General features: G+C 70.6%; 17 protein-coding genes. 12 read left to right on the forward strand and 5 right to left on the reverse strand.

All coding sequences use genetic code 11. The annotated features are described in order from the left end of the window. Window positions 1-10: 10 nt before the first annotated feature. On the forward strand, window positions 11-3,304 hold the full coding sequence (locus V8J36_RS03500; RefSeq protein WP_336465852.1) for a DNA translocase FtsK: 3,294 nt from the start codon (window positions 11-13) through the stop codon (window positions 3,302-3,304). A 162-nt stretch (window positions 3,305-3,466) separates the two neighbouring features. After that, the gene (locus V8J36_RS03505; RefSeq protein ID WP_336465853.1) at window positions 3,467-4,072 is read left to right on the forward strand and encodes a LolA family protein; all 606 of its coding nucleotides are present in this window, start codon (window positions 3,467-3,469) and stop codon (window positions 4,070-4,072) included. A gap of 59 nt (window positions 4,073-4,131) precedes the next feature. Here V8J36_RS03505 and V8J36_RS03510 read toward each other — a convergent pair whose 3' ends face one another. Beyond that, a complete protein-coding gene (locus V8J36_RS03510) occupies window positions 4,132-4,707 on the reverse strand; it encodes a transglycosylase SLT domain-containing protein (protein WP_336465854.1) in 576 nt (191 codons plus the stop codon). A gap of 190 nt (window positions 4,708-4,897) precedes the next feature. Between V8J36_RS03510 and hspQ the strand changes: the two genes are divergently transcribed. After that, complete coding sequence (hspQ, locus tag V8J36_RS03515) at window positions 4,898-5,224, forward strand: heat shock protein HspQ (RefSeq protein ID WP_336465855.1); 327 nt, start codon at window positions 4,898-4,900, stop codon at window positions 5,222-5,224. Between the two features lie 474 nt (window positions 5,225-5,698). On the opposite strand, the gene V8J36_RS03520 is transcribed toward hspQ, so the two are convergent. Continuing rightward, a complete protein-coding gene (locus V8J36_RS03520) occupies window positions 5,699-6,169 on the reverse strand; it encodes an ATP-binding protein (RefSeq protein WP_336465856.1) in 471 nt (156 codons plus the stop codon). Then, window positions 6,166-6,771 (reverse strand): STAS domain-containing protein, encoded by a 606-nt coding sequence (locus V8J36_RS03525; RefSeq protein WP_336465857.1) that lies wholly within the window; start codon window positions 6,769-6,771, stop codon window positions 6,166-6,168. The genes V8J36_RS03520 and V8J36_RS03525 overlap by 4 nt, the downstream gene beginning before the upstream one ends. 161 nt (window positions 6,772-6,932) lie before the next feature. On the opposite strand from V8J36_RS03525, the gene V8J36_RS03530 reads away from it, so the two are divergent. The 5 genes from V8J36_RS03530 (at window position 6,933) to V8J36_RS03550 (ending at window position 10,865) form a co-directional block, all read left to right on the forward strand. Further along, a complete protein-coding gene (locus V8J36_RS03530) occupies window positions 6,933-8,111 on the forward strand; it encodes an acetyl-CoA C-acyltransferase (protein ID WP_336465858.1) in 1,179 nt (392 codons plus the stop codon). A gap of 205 nt (window positions 8,112-8,316) precedes the next feature. Then, window positions 8,317-8,769 carry a GAF domain-containing protein gene (locus V8J36_RS03535; protein WP_336465859.1) on the forward strand — a complete coding sequence of 151 codons (453 nt, stop codon included), beginning with the start codon at window positions 8,317-8,319 and terminating at the stop codon, window positions 8,767-8,769. Beyond that, complete coding sequence (locus tag V8J36_RS03540) at window positions 8,747-9,568, forward strand: GFA family protein (RefSeq protein WP_336465860.1); 822 nt, start codon at window positions 8,747-8,749, stop codon at window positions 9,566-9,568. Before V8J36_RS03535 ends, V8J36_RS03540 begins: the two co-directional genes overlap by 23 nt. Before the next feature lie 4 nt (window positions 9,569-9,572). Further along, on the forward strand, window positions 9,573-10,181 hold the full coding sequence (locus V8J36_RS03545; protein ID WP_336465861.1) for a LysE family translocator: 609 nt from the start codon (window positions 9,573-9,575) through the stop codon (window positions 10,179-10,181). A 27-nt stretch (window positions 10,182-10,208) separates the two neighbouring features. Continuing rightward, window positions 10,209-10,865 carry a pseudouridine synthase gene (locus tag V8J36_RS03550; protein ID WP_336465862.1) on the forward strand — a complete coding sequence of 219 codons (657 nt, stop codon included), beginning with the start codon at window positions 10,209-10,211 and terminating at the stop codon, window positions 10,863-10,865. 123 nt (window positions 10,866-10,988) lie between these two features. Here the strand turns inward: V8J36_RS03550 and V8J36_RS03555 are convergent, their stop codons facing one another. Both V8J36_RS03555 and V8J36_RS03560 read right to left on the reverse strand, forming a co-directional pair. Next, window positions 10,989-11,738 carry a metallophosphoesterase family protein gene (locus V8J36_RS03555; protein ID WP_336465863.1) on the reverse strand — a complete coding sequence of 250 codons (750 nt, stop codon included), beginning with the start codon at window positions 11,736-11,738 and terminating at the stop codon, window positions 10,989-10,991. 2 nt (window positions 11,739-11,740) lie between these two features. Then, window positions 11,741-13,180 carry an aldehyde dehydrogenase family protein gene (locus tag V8J36_RS03560; protein WP_336465864.1) on the reverse strand — a complete coding sequence of 480 codons (1,440 nt, stop codon included), beginning with the start codon at window positions 13,178-13,180 and terminating at the stop codon, window positions 11,741-11,743. A gap of 174 nt (window positions 13,181-13,354) precedes the next feature. Between V8J36_RS03560 and V8J36_RS03565 the strand changes: the two genes are divergently transcribed. From V8J36_RS03565 to V8J36_RS03580, 4 genes are all read left to right on the forward strand, one after another. Then, window positions 13,355-14,263, forward strand: coding sequence for a glycosyltransferase family 92 protein (locus V8J36_RS03565; RefSeq protein ID WP_336465865.1), 909 nt, complete (start codon window positions 13,355-13,357; stop codon window positions 14,261-14,263). A gap of 148 nt (window positions 14,264-14,411) precedes the next feature. After that, window positions 14,412-15,068: a peroxiredoxin gene (locus tag V8J36_RS03570; RefSeq protein WP_336465866.1), complete on the forward strand. Its 657-nt coding sequence runs from the start codon at window positions 14,412-14,414 to the stop codon at window positions 15,066-15,068. A gap of 4 nt (window positions 15,069-15,072) precedes the next feature. Beyond that, window positions 15,073-15,468, forward strand: a complete 396-nt coding sequence (locus tag V8J36_RS03575; protein ID WP_336465867.1) for a (R)-mandelonitrile lyase — start codon at window positions 15,073-15,075, stop codon at window positions 15,466-15,468. Window positions 15,469-15,846: 378 nt separating this feature from the next. Beyond that, window positions 15,847-16,548, forward strand: coding sequence for a gluconate 2-dehydrogenase subunit 3 family protein (locus V8J36_RS03580; RefSeq protein ID WP_336465868.1), 702 nt, complete (start codon window positions 15,847-15,849; stop codon window positions 16,546-16,548).

Consider the following 16,548-nt stretch of genomic DNA (forward strand, 5'->3'; position numbering starts at 1 on the left):
GGAGAAGAGAATGGCGTCCTATCACATCAGGCAACGCGATCCGCTTCTGGACGAGAACATGCAGGCGGCGCTTGAACGGCGCGGCAAGGAACTGCTTGGCGCGGGCCTCGTCGCGCTGGGCATTCTCGTGTCCCTGATGCTGGTCAGCTATTCGCCGGACGATCCCTCGTTCCTCTCGGCCACCGACGCGCCGGCCTCGAACCTTCTGGGCCGGATCGGCGCGGCCATCGCCTCGCCGCTCTATGTGATCGCGGGCCACGGCGCCTGGGGTCTGGCGATCTGCCTCTTCGCCTGGGGCACGCGCTTCATCCTGCACCGCGGCGAAGAGCGCGCCATCGGCCGGGTGATCTTCGCCCCGATCGGCATCGCCGCGATGTCGGTCTATTGCTCGACCCTGATCCCCGGCCCCGACTGGACGCACAGCTTCGGCCTCGGCGGGCTGTTCGGCGACACCGTGCTGGCGGTGATGCTGGACGTGGCCCCGGTGAAGGCGACCTTCGGGCTGAAGGTGCTGTCGCTGTTCGTGGGCGTGGGCATGCTGGGCGTCGGCGCCTTCGTCACCGGCTTCGACAAGCTTGAGCTGCAGGTCATCGGCCGCTTCCTGATGATCGGCTCGATCCTGCTCTACAGCCGCCTGCTGCAGCTGGCCGGCATCGGCGCCGCGCTGTCGATGCGCACCGCCCATGGCGCCGCCGACCGGATCCGCGAGCGCCGCGACGCCGCCCGCGACCGCGCCGCCGACGCCCGCGCCTGGGCCCAGCAGGAAGCCGAGGCCGAGGCCCGGATCCCGGCGCCCCGCGCGCAGGTTGCCGCCCCGGTCGCCGCCCGCCGGACCGCCGCCGTGCACCGCGCCGCCCAGCCCACCGGCTTCATCGAGGCCGAGGAAGACGACATCTTCGAGGATTACGCCGAACCCGCGCCCGCCACCCCCGCCCGTGGCGGCCTGCTGGCCCGCGTGCCCGGCCTGATGCGCCGCCCCGAACCCGCCTACGAGCCCGAGCCCGAGCTGGTCGAACGCCCCGCCCCCCGCGCGCTTCACGCCGAGGAAGAGCCGACCGAGGACCGGATCCGCGCCCGCATCGCCGATGCCGTGCAGAACCGCTCGCGCCTCGTGGCCGAGGCCCGCCATGCCCGCGACCCCGAGCCCGCGCCCCAGCACCGCGCCGCCCGGGCCGAGCCGCCGGTGAGCGCGCCCGCCAAGGGCCTGCTCGGCCGTGCCGCCGCCGCCGCGGGGCCGCTGTTTGCAGCTGCCGCCTCGGCCGCCCCGGCGGCCGCCGCTGCCGCCCAGACCAAGCGCGCCTTCTCGGCCGAGCCGCGGTTCATGCCCCGCGGGGCCCCCTCCCCTGCCCCGCGCGTCGCCGAACCGCCGCTGACCGCCCGCCAACTGGGCGAGCGTCGCGCCGCCGCGATGCCACCGGTCGAGCATGCGCCGCTGACCGCCGAGCCGATGTGGCAGGACGACCAGTGGTCGGAACAGGACTGGGACGAGGCCGATCCGATCCAGGCCTTCGACGCCGATCTCGACCCCGCGCAATTCGCGGCCCCCGCCCCCGGCGAGGATGCCCTGCCCCCGGCCTCGGTCGCGCTGGCGCAGGAAGAGTATGACTACGACGCCGAAGAGAGCGAGGAAGAGGCCGCCGCCTTCGCAGCACTCGAGGCGCGCGAACCGCGGGCCTTCAACCGGGTGCCCGAGCCGAAGAAGGTCGTGCAGCACGTCGCCAAGAAGCCCGCCGCGCCCTCGCGCCAGGCCCAGGCCGAAGCCCAGCCCCGCCTGCGCTTCGAAGAGGCGGGCCATGACTACGAGACCCCTCCCCTCTCGCTTCTGGCCAGCCCTGCCACGATTCAGCGCCACACGCTGTCGGACGAGGCGCTGGAAGAGAACGCGCGGATGCTGGAATCGGTGCTCGACGACTACGGCGTGAAGGGCGAGATCGTCTCGGTCCGCCCGGGCCCGGTCGTGACCATGTATGAACTCGAACCCGCGCCGGGCCTGAAGGCCAGCCGGGTGATCGGTCTGGCCGACGACATCGCCCGCTCGATGTCGGCGCTGTCGGCGCGCGTCTCGACCGTTCCGGGCCGCTCGGTCATCGGGATCGAACTGCCGAACGCCCAGCGCGAGAAGGTCGTGCTGCGCGAGATCCTCGCCGCGCGCGACTTCGGTGACGGCAACGCCAAGCTGCCGCTGGCTCTTGGCAAGGACATCGCCGGCGAGCCGATCGTGGCGAACCTCGCGAAGATGCCGCACCTGCTGATCGCCGGCACCACCGGCTCGGGCAAGTCGGTCGCGATCAACACCATGATCCTGTCGCTGCTCTACAAGCTGACGCCCGACGAATGCCGGCTGATCATGATCGACCCGAAGATGCTGGAACTGTCGGTCTATGACGGCATCCCGCACCTGCTTTCGCCGGTCGTCACCGATCCCAAGAAGGCGGTCGTCGCCCTCAAATGGGTCGTGGGCGAGATGGAAGAGCGCTACCGCAAGATGTCGAAGATGGGCGTGCGCAACATCGACGGCTACAACGGCCGGGTGAAGGAAGCGCTCGACCGCGGCGAGATGTTCAAGCGCACCGTGCAGACCGGCTTCGACGAGGAAACCGGCGACCCGATCTTCGAGACCGAGGAATTCCAGCCGAAGTCGATCCCCTACATCGTCGTCATCGTCGACGAGATGGCCGACCTGATGATGGTCGCGGGGAAAGAGATCGAGGCCTGCATCCAGCGTCTGGCGCAGATGGCGCGGGCCTCGGGGATCCACCTGATCATGGCGACCCAGCGGCCCTCCGTCGACGTCATCACCGGCACGATCAAGGCGAACTTCCCCACCCGGATCTCGTTCCAGGTGACCTCGAAGATCGACAGCCGCACGATCCTGGGCGAGATGGGCGCGGAACAGCTGCTGGGCATGGGCGACATGCTCTACATGGCCGGCGGCAGCCGCATCACCCGGATCCACGGCCCCTTCGTCAGCGACGAGGAAGTCGAAGAGATCGTGAACCACCTGAAAAGCTTCGGCCCGCCCGAGTACCTCGCCGGCGTGGTCGAGGGTCCCGATGACGACAGCGCCTCGGACATCGACGCGGTGCTGGGCCTCGGCGGCAACACCGATGCCGAAGACTCTCTCTACGACCAGGCCGTGCAAGTGGTGCTGCGCGACCGCAAGGTCTCGACCTCCTACATCCAGCGCAAGCTCGGCATCGGCTACAACAAGGCCGCCAAGCTGGTGGAACAGATGGAAGAACAGGGCGTCGTCTCGGCCTCGAACCATGTCGGCAAGCGCGAGATCCTCGTCCCCGAGCAGTGATCGGCGGGACAGAGGCACCGGAACCGGGGGGTCCGGGGGGATCGGATCCCCCCGGACCTTCTTCTTTGACGCAGCCCCGTGATCCGCGCCCCCCTCCCCCTCCACTCAGACGTGATGCAAGGGCGCTGGGAACCGAAGGGCCAAGCGCCTAGTTTGGGGCGCATGACACCGCTTCGCGCCCTTCGGGGCCCCGCCCTCGCCCTCGCGACCCTTCTCGCTGCAGCCCTGCCGGCGCTGGCCGCGCCCGTGCCGCTCGCGACCCTGTCGAACTACATCAACAGGATCGACTCGGTGCAGGGCAGCTTCAGCCAGTTGAACCCTGACGGGACCCGTTCCGAGGGGATCATCAAGATCAAGCGGCCGGGGCGGATGCGCTTCGAATACACCAAGCCGGACAACTCGCTTGTGCTGGCCGGCGCGGGCCAGGTCGCGATCTTCGACGCCAAGTCGAACCAGCCGCCCGAGCAGTATCCGCTGTCGCAGACACCGCTGAACCTGATCCTGCGCTCGACCGTCGACTGGCGCGTCTCGCGCTCGGTCGTGGGGCACGGCGAGGAAAACGGTATGACCACCGTCACGGTGCAGGACCCGAACCGGCCCGAGATCGGCACGATGACGATGTATTTCGAGCCCTCGCCCCTGCGTCTTGCGCAGTGGATCGTCACCGACGAGGCCGGCGGGCGCACGCTGGTGAAGCTCGGCCCGCTGACAGAGGCCGACTTCCCGCCCTCGACCTTCTCGATCTCGGACGAGGCGGCCCGGCGCTGAACGACACAAGAACGCCGGGCCCTCGGGCCCGGCGTTTTCCTTTGCGGTCGGCGAGTGGCTCAGCCGCGGCAGTACTGCAGCTGGGTGTCGTAAAGCACCGCGCGCTGCGCCACCTGGTTCGAGACGCCCATCAGCCAGCCCTTCTGCAGGTGACTGCCGCGGGCATAGCCGGTGCGCCCCTCGTGATAGGCAAGATACTGGTTCTGCGCATCGGTCTTCGGGATCCCGAGGCCCCGCGCGCTCTGGTCCATGTACCAGCCCATGAAGTCGGTGGCGTCGGCGATGTTGTCGCGCCGCGCGCGCCAGCGGCCGGTCTGCGCGACGTAATCGTCCCAGGTCCCGTCCAGCGCCTGCGAATAGCCATAGGCCGAACTCGCGCGCCCCATCGGGATGATGCCCAGCGCATAGGTGTGCGGGGTCCGCGCATTGCCGACGAACTTCGATTCCTGATAGATCGTCGCCATCTGGATCGCCACCGGCACGCCCCAGCGGGCCTCGGTGCTGCGCATGGCGCTCAGGTATTCCGGACGTTGGTTCACGATGGCGCAGGCATCATCCAGCCGCGACGGCGCGGAGTAGTTTCCGCCGCAGGCGGCGACCAGAAGAAATACCGATGCGCGAAGAAGTCTGCTCATAGCCCCTCGCATGTTTTATTTTGCCGGGAGCCTACCTGAATCCGTTTCCCGAGAAAATCCGATTCCGCTTGCAAACGCTGGGGTTGTCGGATCTCCGCCACACACTGTTTCGCCCGGGATGCGGCGACGCGGCACCGGCCCTGTGGACTCGGGGCCCGCGCAGGATTAGGTAATCGTTCAGGAGCACCTGATGCAGACAACCCGCGCCAAGTACAATATCGGACAGGTTCTGCGGCACCGGAAACATCCGTTCCGGGGCGTGGTCTTCGACGTCGACGCACATTTCTCGAACACCGAGGAATGGTATGACGCGATCCCCGAAGACAGCCGGCCCTCGCGCGATCAGCCCTTCTACCATCTTCTGGCCGAGAATGACGACAGCTACTACGTGGCCTACGTCTCCGAGCAGAACCTGATGCCGGACGAGACCGGCGAACCTGTGGACCATCCCGACCTGCCGGATCTGTTCGGCGATTTCGAGGACGGCCGCTACCCCCTGCACTTCCAGCTGAACTGAGGTCCGCCCCGGCGACCGGCGCTGTGGGGGCGTTGATGCGCCGGCCACCGGAGACAGGATCACTTTCGCGTCGGAATCGGGCGCAAGTCGGGCGGCAACATGTCGGCGGAACGGTAAGTGCCGGGGGACCGCGCCGATCGTCGCGCGATCGCGCGGCTGCCCATGACGCGACTGCGGCTGGCGCCCCGCCACGGATGCGGCGGACCAAGCCTCTCGCGGCCGACCTCGGCCAGCGGAACCGTCAGGGGGTTTGAAGGGGGGGGCAGCCGAGCATTGCTCTGACCGGGATGCGGCCTATGCACGGGAAAGTCCTCGACGTCGCGAACTGGGTGGGGGCTGTTGAACCGCGACGCCGAGGGAAGCCTGTGCAGCTACAGGGACGTTTTCGCCCGCCAATCCGGCGCGGTTATGCACGGATTTGGGAAAGTTCGTGGCGAATTCCGCAGCCCGGGCCCGGCGACCACAAGATCTGGCTCAGCTGACGGCCGCCTCCAGCGGCAGGCAGAAGCGCAGCCGGTTCCAGCATCCGATCCGGCGATAGGACATCCGCCGCGCGAAGTGGTGGATGATCGGCCAGCCGAAGCCGCCCTCGGCCAGCCGCGCCATGGGCGCGCCCTGCGGGCCCAGCAGGCTGTCGGGCAACGGCGCACCGCGGTCGGCGATCGACACGACCAACACGCCGCCGTGCTGGCGGATACGCAGCACCACGGGCCCGCCCCGTCCGTGATAGGCGTGTTCGACGATGTTGTTCAGCACCTCGGCGATGACCATCTGCGCGATTTCCGCAGCGCCATGCGACAGGCGGCCAGAGACCCGGTGCGTAACCAGCCCCAGCACCTGCCGGACCGAGCGCGCATCGGCATTGGCGCAAAGCCGGATCGGCCCGGCCCGGGCCTGCCCAGCCGCCGCGGCCTGCGGCGGCGCAGAGCCGGGCGCGCCGGTCATCTCCTCCCGGAGGCCGGCGCAGCGGTGCCTGACAGGCCCCCCGCGCGGGGCACAGGATCGCCATCCCAAGTCGTGCCGGACGTCCGCCCATCAGATGCCCGCTCATCCGGCATCCGATCACCGGATGCTCCATCGCCGGCCCCGCGATCAGCGGTCTCGGCACGGGCAGTCCCTTTACCGCCCGCCCCGCCCGAGACCGGGCCAGCAGGCTCCTCCCCCACCTGCCCGCGCCCCGCAGGCGCGCCGGCATCTGTGTCCCGCCCCTCGGGCGCGCCCATGTCCGGGGCATCCGCCTCCCGGCGCAGGTGGAAGAATTCGACCATCCGCGTCAGCTGGAACAACCGCTCGACCGGCGGGGTCAGCGCCGCCAGCTCCAGCGGCACCGGGTCCAGCGCCCGCTTCACCGCGACGATCGCCCCCAGTCCCGAACTGTCGATGAAATCCACCGCGCGCAGGTCCAGCACCACGCGTTCCGGCGACGGCAGCCCGGCCGCCAGCGCCCGCATCCTGTCCTTGAACTGGATCGCCACCGCCGCGTCGATCCGCGGGTCGGCGACCTGCACGACCAGCGCCGCGCCCTCCTGCCTCGTGCTCAGGTTCATCCGTCCGCTCCTGCCCAAGGCGGCCCCGGGACGTCATGACTTCGCGTCACCCGCTGGACCGGCCTGCCTCTGCCTCGGGGCGCAGCCTAGACCCGGAGGGTTAGCGAAGCGTAACCTTGTCCCCGGCACGGTGACAAACGCAGGCGACGAAGGAGACCGCGATGGAAGAGGTGGTGATCTCGGGGGCGGTCCGCACGCCGATGGGCGGTTTCCAGGGCGTCTTCGCGGGGGTCGAGCCCGCGGCGCTCGGCGGGGCGGCGATCGAGGCCGCGCTGAAGGCCGCCTCTGCCGATCCCCGGCTGGTGGACGAACTGCTGATGGGCTGCGTGCTGCCCGCAGGCCAGGGTCAGGCCCCGGCGCGGCAGGCGGGGTTCGCCGGGGGCCTGGGCGAGGCGGTGCCCGCCACCACGGTGAACAAGATGTGCGGCTCGGGGATGAAGGCCGCGATGATGGCCTGGGACCGGCTCGCGCTGGGCACGGCGGGGGTGATCGTCGCGGGCGGCATGGAAAGCATGACCCGCGCCCCCTACCTGCTGCCGAAGATGCGCGGCGGCGCGCGGCTCGGCCATGCGCAGGTGATCGACCACATGTTCCTCGACGGGCTCGAGGATGCCTATGACAAGGGCCGCCTGATGGGCACCTTCGCCGAGGACTGTGCCGAGGCCTTCCAGTTCACCCGCGCCCAGCAGGACGACTACGCCACCGCCTCGCTGACCCGCGCCCGCGCCGCGCAGGACAGCGGCGCCTTCGCGGCCGAGATCGTGCCGATCACCGTCTCGACCCGGCGCGGCGACACGCTGGTGCAGCTCGACGAACAGCCGCTCTCGGCCCGGCCCGAGAAGATCCCGACCCTGAAGCCCGCCTTCCGCGACGGCGGCACGGTGACGGCGGCGAACAGCTCGTCGATCTCGGACGGGGCCGCGGCGCTGGTCCTTGCCGGGGCCGAGGCCGCGCGCCGCCACGGCCTGCCGGTCCGCGCCCGGATCCGCGGCCATGCCAGCCATGCGCAGTCCCCCGGCCTCTTCCCCACCGCCCCGGTTCCGGCGGCGCGCAAGCTGATGGAGCGCCTCGGCTGGGCCCCCGGCGACGTCGACCTCTGGGAGGTGAACGAGGCTTTCGCGGTGGTGCCGATGGCCTTCATGTCGGAACTCGGCCTCTCCCACGACCGGGTCAACGTGAATGGCGGCGCCTGCGCGCTCGGCCATCCGATCGGGGCCTCGGGCGCGCGGATCATGGTGACGCTGCTGAACGCGATGGAGACGCGCGGCGCGAAACGCGGCATCGCCGCGATCTGCATCGGCGGCGGCGAAGGCACCGCGATCGCCCTCGAACGCGACTGACCCCGCCCTTTCGACCTTGCCGAAATATCCCGGGGGGCGCGCGGCACGCGCGGGGGCAGCGCCCCCCTCCCCGCCCCCGCCCTTTCGCATTGGCGCAAATATCCCGGGGGAGTCCCGGCACGGGACGGGGGCAGCGCCCCCCTCCCTTCCGCCGCCCCCGGCGCCACGCTAGACTGCCGGCACCGCAAGCCTCCGGAGCCGCCCCATGGACTACCCCGCCCTCGCCCGCGACCTCGCCGCCCTGACCCATGGCGAGACCGATACCGTCGCGCTGATGGCCACGGTCGCCTGCGAACTGCACGCCGCCCATCCGCTGTCGGACTGGACCGGCTTCTACCGCGTCGTCGCGCCCGAGCTTCTGAAGATCGGCCCCTATCAGGGCGGCCACGGCTGCCTCGTCATCCCCTTCTCGCGCGGGGTCTGCGGCGCCGCGGCCCGCACCGGCGCGGCGCAGATCGTCCCGGATGTCGAGCTGTTCCCCGGCCATATCGCCTGCGCCTCCTCGACCCGGTCGGAACTGGTGCTGCCGGTCCGCAACCGCGCCGGAACGCTGCTGGGCGTGCTCGATCTCGACAGCGACACCGAGGCCGCCTTCAGCGAGGCCGATGCCACGGCCCTTGCCGCGATCCTCGCCGATGTCTTCGCCGACGCCGCCTGAGGCCCCCGACGACAGGCGCACCGCCGGCACGCTCACCGGCGGCTGCCTCTGCGGCGCGGTGCGCTACCGGGTGATGGGCAGCTTCGGCCGGCTCTCGGTCTGCCATTGCCGGCAATGCCAGCGCTTCGGCGGAGGCCCGTCCTCGGCCGCCGGCACCGTCCCCCTCGCGCGCTTCGTCCTGACCGAAGACCGCGGCCTGCGCTGGTATGCCTCGTCCGATCACGCGCGGCGCGGCTTCTGCCGCTTCTGCGGATCGGCCCTGTTCTGGGCCCCGATCGGCGAGGCGCGGATCTGCCCCTCGGCCGGATCGCTCGACGACGCACCGGATCTCGGCCCCCCGCATCCCTGCTTCCTCGAGGACGCCGCCGACTATGCCGCGCCCGAGGGCCCGCCGCCGCCCCCCGACCCCGATCCGCCACCAATGCTCGAGGGCGGCTGCCTCTGCGGGGCAAACCGCTTCCGCCTGCACGGCCCCGCGGGCGAGGCCACGGCCTGCCACTGCCGCCAATGCGCCCGCGTCTCTGGCCATTACGCCGTCAGCTTCGACGCGACCGGCCGGCTGGACTGGCTGAAAACCGACAGCCTCGCCCACCATGTCAGCCCTGGCGGCGGGATGCGCAGCTTCTGCACCCGCTGCGGCAGCCCGATGACCTTCGCCCGCGACGGCGAGACCGCGGTCGAGGCCGGCGCCCTGCCCGCCCGCACCGGTGGCCGCCTGACCCGGCACATCTTCACCGCAACGCAGGGCCGCTGGCACCGGCTGAGCGACGGCCTGCCGCAACACCCCGGGGAGGCCTGACAGGATGCTGGTGCCGCTGCCCGACCTGCTGACCTTCCTTGCCGCCGGCATCGTGATGAACCTGACGCCCGGCCCCGACGTGATGTTCGCGACCGCCAGCGGCCTGTCGGGCGGCCCGCGCGCCGGGATTGCGGCGGGGCTCGGGGTCGGGCTCGGCGGGCTCTGGCACGTCGGGCTGGCCGCGCTGGGGCTGTCGGCGCTGATCGCGGCCCATCCCGGGGCGCTCGACGCGATCCGCTGGGCGGGCGCGGCCTACCTGGCCTGGCTCGCGTGGAAAAGCTGGCAGGCCCACGCGGCGCCCGCCGCGACCGGCGGCGCATCGACCGTGGCGCGGGCCTTCGCCCGCGGCGCGCTGACCAATGTGCTGAACCCCAAGCCCGTGCTCTTCATCCTCGCCTTCCTGCCGCAGTTCACCGATCCCGCCCGCGGCCCGGTGACGCTGCAGATCCTGCTGCTGGGCGGGCTCTTCACCCTGACCGGCACGCTGATCACCGCGGGCTACGGCCTGACCGCGGGCCTTGCGCAGCGCGCCGTGGCGCGGCGGCTCGCCGGGCTCACGCGGGTCTCGGCGGTGATCTACGCGGGCCTTGCCGCGCGGCTGGCGCTCGACTGACCGCGCGCGCCGCGCTAGAGGGCTGCCATGACCGAGGACTTCGTCTACGCCCCGCCCGACCTGCCGCTTGCGGTGCTGCATCGCGATGCCGCGGTGCTGGTGCTCGACAAGCCCGCGGGGCTGCTGTCGGTGCCCGGCCGCGGGCCCGAGCGCGCCGACAGCCTGCAGGCGCGGGTGCTGAAGGCCTTCCCCGAGGCGCTGCTGGTGCACCGGCTCGACCTCGACACCTCGGGGGTGATCGTCTTCGCACTGACGCCCGCGGCGCAGAAAAGCCTCGGCCAGCAGTTCGAGGCGCGGCTTACGAAGAAGGTCTATGTCGCACGGCTCTGGGGGCACCTCGCGCCGCCGACCGGCACTGTCGACCTGCCGCTGATCGTCGACTGGCCGAACCGGCCGCGCCAGCACGTGAACCACGAGACCGGCAAGCCCGCCGTCACCGACTGGCGCGTGGTGCGGCTGGACGAGGACGGCACGACCCGCGTGCGGCTCTACCCGAAGACCGGGCGCAGCCACCAGCTGCGCGTCCATATGATGGAGACCGGGCACCCGATCCTTGGCGATCCGCTTTACGCCGAGGGCCCGGCGCGCGCCTTCCCGCGACTGATGCTGCATGCCGAAACGCTGGGCTTCCGTCACCCGGACAGCGGCCGGATGCAGAGCTTCTCGGCGCCCTGCCCATTCTGACCAGTCCGTTCTGACCAGTCCGTTCTGATCGGTCCGTTCTGATCAACCCGCTCTGATCCGGCGTCGGAGGGGGCGCTGCCCCCGCCCTGCGGGCCCCCCGGGATATTTGGGCCAATGCGAAAGCTAGACGCGGCCAAGGGTCAGGGAACGGACCCAGTCGTCCGCGCCGCGTGCGCGGGCGCGGGCGACCGCGGCGGTGGCATCGTAGGGGATCAGGCGGAACGCGACCGACCAGCCCTGCCCGCTGCGGGTCAGGATCGCATAGCGCGCATGCGGGCTGCCGGCCTCGGAGACATGCGGCTCTGGCACATCATCCTCGTAGGCGGGGCTGCCGACCGAGCCGGGGTTCACCACCATCCGCCCGTCCGGCAGCGTCACCGCCGCCTGCTGATGAGTGTGCCCGCACAGGATCAGGCCTGCGTCCGTCGTCCCGGTCAGCGCCTCGATGACCGACAGCGGGCGCGGGATCATCCGCCCGAGCCCGGCCTCGTGCAGCCAGTAGGTCAGGTCGCAGGCGGGCGTCGCGTGGCACAGGAACACGTCCCCCAGATCAAGCACCGCCGGCAGCGCCGCCAGCCAGCCCAACGCCCCGGCGTCGAGTTCCTCTGCCGCCCAGGCGTCCCAGCGGCTGTGGCGCCCGCCGGGGGGCGCCACGATGCAGCGGTCGTGGTTGCCGCGCACCGTGGGCATCGGCCGCGCCCGCAGCATCCCGACCGTCCGCGCGTTCCACAGCGGCCCGCCCAGGCAGTCGCCAAGGTTGACCGAGGCCGCGACGCCCTGCGCCTCCATGTCGGCCAGCACCGCCGCCAGCGCGTCGGCATTGCCGTGGATGTCGGCGATCGCGGCGAAGCGATCGGCCCCGACCCCGGACACCGTCACTCGGCCGCCCAGCCCGAGATCGCCTTCGAGTCGCAGAACTCCTCGATCCCCCAGTGCCCGCCCTCGCGCGCGCGGCCCGAGGCGCCGACGCCGCCGAAGAACGCGCCGCGCCCGCGCGACTTGCCGTTGGTCTCGACCATGCCCGCGTTCAGTGCCCGCGCCAGCCGGTTGCGCCGCGCCCCGTCCTGCGTCTGAACGTAGTTCGTGAGCCCGTAGACCGTGTCATTGGCGATCGACAGCGCCTCGGCCTCGGTCTCGAAGGGAATGATCGACAGCACCGGGCCGAAGATCTCTTCCTTCTCGATCGTCATCCCCGGCACCACGTCGGCAAAGACCGTCGGGCGCACGAAATAGCCACGATTGAGCCCCTCGGGCCGGCCGCGGCCACCGGCGACAAGCCGCGCGCCCTCGGCTATGCCTTTCTCGATCAGGGCCTGGATCTTGCCGTACTGCACCTCGGACACCACCGGGCCGATATGCGCCCCGGGCTCGGAGGCGGGCGCGACGCGGGTCGCCTCGGCCACCTCGCGCGCGATCTCGACGGCGCGGTCATAGACCGGGCGCTCGACCAGCATCCGGGTCGGCGCGTTGCAGGATTGCCCGGAGTTGTAGAGGCAATGCGTGACGCCCCGCTTCACCGCCGCCTCGTCGGCATCGGCGAAGATCAGGTTCGCGCCCTTGCCGCCCAGTTCCAGCGCCACCTTCTTCAGCGTGTCGGCCGCGGCCTTGGTGATCGCGATGCCCGCGCGGGTCGAGCCGGTGAAGCTGACCATCGCCACGTCCGGGTGGCTGGAGAGTTGCGAGCCCACGCCCGCCCCGTCTCCGTTCACCAGGTTGAAGACGCCGGGCGGCAGGCCGGCCTCGTCCACGATCTCGGCGAACAGCAGCGACGAGAGCGGCGCCACCTCCGAAGGCTTCAGCACCATCGTGCAGCCCGCGATCATCGCCGGGATCGCCTTCAGCGTGACCTGGTTCATCGGCCAGTTCCAGGGCGTGATCAGCGCCACCACCCCTACCGGCTCCTGCGCGATCATCGTGCCGGGGGCCTGCGGCCCCAAGGGTTTCAACCAGTCGAAATGCTTCGCGGCCTCGATGAAATTCTCGATGTGCCAGGTGCCCGCGGCGGCCTGGTCGTCCACCGCCATGTCGATCGGCGCGCCCATCTCGAGACTGATCGCCGCCCCCATCTCGGGCGCGCGGCGCTTGTAGATCTCGAGGATCCGCTCGACGAAGGCCAGCCGCTCGGCCGGCGGGGTCGCGCGCCAGCCGGGCAGCGCGGCCTTGGCGGCGGCGACCGCGGCCTCGGTGTCGGCGGTGCCGCCAAGCGCGATCACCGCGCAGGGTTCCTCGGTCGAGGGGTCGATCACGAGGCAGTCCTGCCCCTGCTGCGCAGCCACCCAGCGGCCGTCGATGTAGAAGTCGCGTTTCTCGATCATGGGGCACCTCCTGGCTTCGGCCGAAGCCTAGGCGCCCTGTCGCCCCCCGCAAGGCCTTCCGCGACGGCCCGATGCCGCAAACCGCCCATCACGGCATTCCGGCGGCGCGCTTCGGCGAGCGTTTGCGGGGGGGGACCTTTGCGGGCGGGCCACGGGGCTGCTATGGCTGCGGCCATGTTCAGGCTCTTCCGCCGCGCGCGACACATCACCCGCCTGGGGCTGACCCCGCCCCGCCCCGCAGCCGACCGCCACGGGCTGGCGGTGGTGCTGATCGTGCGCAACGAGGAAACCCACATCGCCGAATGGGCGCGCTTCCATGCGCTGGCCGGGGTGCGGGCCTTCCATGTCTATGACAACGGCTGCACCGACGGCACGCTCGCCGCGCTGCACGCGGCCGTGCCGGGCATGGCGACGGTGATCCCCTGGGACCAGAAGCTGACCGATGCCCGCTCCGGCGCAGAGATCCACAACCAGGTTCTGGCCTATGCCCATGCGGTGCGCAATTTCGGCGCCCGCTACCGCTGGATGACCTTCATCGACGTCGACGAATTCCTGGTGCCGGTCGCCGCCGCCTCGCTGCCCGAGGCGCTCGAGGGGCTTGAGGCAGAGGCCAACATCTCGCTGCCCTGGCACATGTTCGGGCGCAACGGGCATCAGGCGATGCCCGCGGGCGGGGTGCTGGCGAACTACACCCGCCGCAACCCCGACCCGATGAGCGACGCGAAGGGCCTCAGGAACTTCAAGATGATCGTCGACCCCTGCCGGGTGACCGCGATGAAGGTGCATTCGATCGAGACCGACGGCCGCGCGGACAGCATCAACGACCGCGGCCAGCGCACCAGCGCACAGGGGCGCGAGGCGCAAGCGTTCTATTCCGCCGATCGGATCCAGCTCAATCATTACTACACCCGATCGGATGCCGAGCTGCGCGCCAAGATCGCCCGCGGCCCGAACCTGACCACGCCGGACGCCGACCACCTGCGCCGGGTGATGCGCAAGGTCGAAAACATCGAGGCCGGCGAGATCGAGGACCGCAGCGCGCTCGACTTCCTCGCCCGGATCGGCGCGGGAACCATCGTCTAGCGCCGGGCGCCGGGCGGCAACCGCCTTCGCGATCCGTCGCGCCTGACGGAAACCGGTCCTCTTTTCCGCGCGCCCCGCACAGGGGGGATGAAACCGTCGCGTCAGGGGGTTATGTCGGGTCTCGGGTATTTACTGGAGGGAGTTCCCCATGGGCCTGCGCATCAACGACGTGACCCCCGACTTCACCGCCGAGTCGACGGAAGGCACGATCAAGTTCCACGACTGGATCGGCGACGGCTATGCGATCCTCTTCTCGCATCCGCGCGACTTCACGCCCGTCTGCACCACCGAATTCGGCGCCGTGGCCCAGCTGGCCCCGGAATTCGAGAAGCGCGGCACCAAGGTGCTGGGCGTTTCGGTCGATTCGGTCGAGGACCACGTGAAGTGGAAGCGCGACATCGAGACCTTCGCCGGCGCCCCCGCCAACTTCCCGATCATCGACGACAGCACGCTGGCCGTGTCGAAGGCCTTCGACATGCTGCCGGCCGACTACTACACCCCCACCGAGGGCCGCACCCCGGCCCATACCGCCACCGTGCGCACCGTCTACATCATCGGGCCCGACAAGAAGGTGCGCCTGACGATGACCTACCCGATGTCGGTCGGCCGCAACTTCGCGGAAATCCTGCGCGCGCTCGACGCGGTGCGGGCGACCGACGGCGTGCCTTTCGCCACCCCCGCGAACTGGGTGCCCGGGCAGGACGTCATCGTCGCGCTTTCGGTCCCGACCGCGGATGCCGAGGCGAAATACGGCGCGCTCGACATCAAGCTGCCCTACCTGCGCTTCGCCAAGCACCCGGGCTGAGCGGATGGAGATCTTCCGCGCCGGCGACCGGCCCTCGGCCGCGGCGCCCGAAAGCTACTTCACCGGCCGGGTCCGTCAGGACCCGGTGATCGAGGCGCCCGCCCCCGCACGGCTGCGCGCGCTGCTGGTGACCTTCGAGCCCGGCGCGCGGACCCATTGGCACACGCATCCGCTGGGCCAGACGATCCATGTCACGCAGGGCACGGGCCGCTGCCAGCGCGCCGGCGGCCCGGTCGAGGTGATCCGCGCCGGCGACACCGTCTGGTTCGCCCCCGGCGAGCGGCACTGGCACGGCGCCGGCCCGACGACCGCCATGGCGCATCTGGCGATGCAGGAGGCCGAGGACGGCCGCACCGCGGACTGGGCCGACCCGGTGTCCGAGGCCGACTACCTCGGCTGAGGCGGAAGCGATCGCAGGAAGGGGGCGTGGCCGACCGGCCGCGCCCCCTTTGCATTGCGCGCCAGCCCCCCGCGGCGGATGCGGCAAACTTCGTGCGGACGTGGCCGCCGGGTCACAGACTCGGCGGGCGGCGGCGGCGGGTGGAGGGGGCGTCGAATGCGACGTTTTGCCTGTGGCGCAGTGCTTGCGCCCGCCTGCCGGGCCCGGAACACCGCAGAAAGAACACATGCAATCCCTAAGTATTTGAAGACCTTCCGACGTTCGGCATGCGTCTGAATACGGTCGATATACGAATACGGCTTCACTTTGCCGCAGGGGAGGTCTACGGCATACTGCCAGATATTTTTATTGGCATCCCACCAAACGGCAGGAATGGACATGACCGATCTCCCCGGTATTCCAAGCCGTCGCAACTTCCTCAAGGCATCGGCGGCTACGGTCGCCCTCGTCGGGGTTGCGGCACAGGCGAAAGCGAAAGAGACCGCAGCCGCGGTCCCGCTGGACGAATACAAACCCGAATATCTGAACGCCGTCGAATGGGCGTTCGTGATGGCCGCGACCGCGCGGCTGATCCCGTCGGAAGGCGACGGCCCGGGCGCCCTCGAGGCGCGCGTCCCGGTCTTCATCGACCTGCAGCTGGCCGGTGACTATGGCACCGCCGAAGACTGGTACATGGCCGGTCCGCACGATCCGACCGTTGCCGCCGACCGCGGCTGGCAGACGCCGCTGAACCCGGCCGAGGTCTATCGCAAGGCGATCCCGCTGGTCGACGACTGGTGCCGGACCACCCACGGCGCGATCTTCGCCGAGCTCGAGGCCGACAAGCAGGACGCGACGCTGACCGCGCTGCAGAAGGGCGAGGTCACCCTGCCGCCCGACGTCACGATCTTCTTCACCACCCTGCTCGCCAACACCAAGGAAGGCTACTTTGCCGACCCGATGTACGGCGGCAACCACGGCATGGCCTCCTGGGTCTACATCGGCTTCCCCGGCGCCCGCGCCGCCTTCCGGGAATGGCCGACGCGGCACAACATCAAGTATCCGCTCGGTCCGGTCTCCATCAAAGGCGAGAGGGCCTGA

It is taken from the genome of Frigidibacter sp. MR17.14, assembly GCF_037095735.1.
In the GTDB taxonomy this organism is placed as follows: domain Bacteria; phylum Pseudomonadota; class Alphaproteobacteria; order Rhodobacterales; family Rhodobacteraceae; genus Frigidibacter.

Coding starts and splice junctions, on each gene's coding strand:
- V8J36_RS03580 (WP_336465868.1), top strand. CDS start 15,847: ATGACCGATCTCCCCGGTATTCCAAGCCGTCGCAACTTCCTCAAGGCA.
- hspQ (WP_336465855.1), top strand. CDS start 4,898: ATGCAGACAACCCGCGCCAAGTACAATATCGGACAGGTTCTGCGGCAC.
- V8J36_RS03560 (WP_336465864.1), bottom strand. CDS start 13,180: ATGATCGAGAAACGCGACTTCTACATCGACGGCCGCTGGGTGGCTGCG.
- V8J36_RS03525 (WP_336465857.1), bottom strand. CDS start 6,771: ATGAACCTGAGCACGAGGCAGGAGGGCGCGGCGCTGGTCGTGCAGGTC.
- V8J36_RS03540 (WP_336465860.1), top strand. CDS start 8,747: ATGTCTTCGCCGACGCCGCCTGAGGCCCCCGACGACAGGCGCACCGCC.
- V8J36_RS03520 (WP_336465856.1), bottom strand. CDS start 6,169: ATGACCGGCGCGCCCGGCTCTGCGCCGCCGCAGGCCGCGGCGGCTGGG.
- V8J36_RS03545 (WP_336465861.1), top strand. CDS start 9,573: ATGCTGGTGCCGCTGCCCGACCTGCTGACCTTCCTTGCCGCCGGCATC.
- V8J36_RS03510 (WP_336465854.1), bottom strand. CDS start 4,707: ATGAGCAGACTTCTTCGCGCATCGGTATTTCTTCTGGTCGCCGCCTGC.
- V8J36_RS03500 (WP_336465852.1), top strand. CDS start 11: ATGGCGTCCTATCACATCAGGCAACGCGATCCGCTTCTGGACGAGAAC.
- V8J36_RS03575 (WP_336465867.1), top strand. CDS start 15,073: ATGGAGATCTTCCGCGCCGGCGACCGGCCCTCGGCCGCGGCGCCCGAA.
- V8J36_RS03565 (WP_336465865.1), top strand. CDS start 13,355: ATGTTCAGGCTCTTCCGCCGCGCGCGACACATCACCCGCCTGGGGCTG.
- V8J36_RS03505 (WP_336465853.1), top strand. CDS start 3,467: ATGACACCGCTTCGCGCCCTTCGGGGCCCCGCCCTCGCCCTCGCGACC.
- V8J36_RS03550 (WP_336465862.1), top strand. CDS start 10,209: ATGACCGAGGACTTCGTCTACGCCCCGCCCGACCTGCCGCTTGCGGTG.
- V8J36_RS03570 (WP_336465866.1), top strand. CDS start 14,412: ATGGGCCTGCGCATCAACGACGTGACCCCCGACTTCACCGCCGAGTCG.
- V8J36_RS03535 (WP_336465859.1), top strand. CDS start 8,317: ATGGACTACCCCGCCCTCGCCCGCGACCTCGCCGCCCTGACCCATGGC.
- V8J36_RS03530 (WP_336465858.1), top strand. CDS start 6,933: ATGGAAGAGGTGGTGATCTCGGGGGCGGTCCGCACGCCGATGGGCGGT.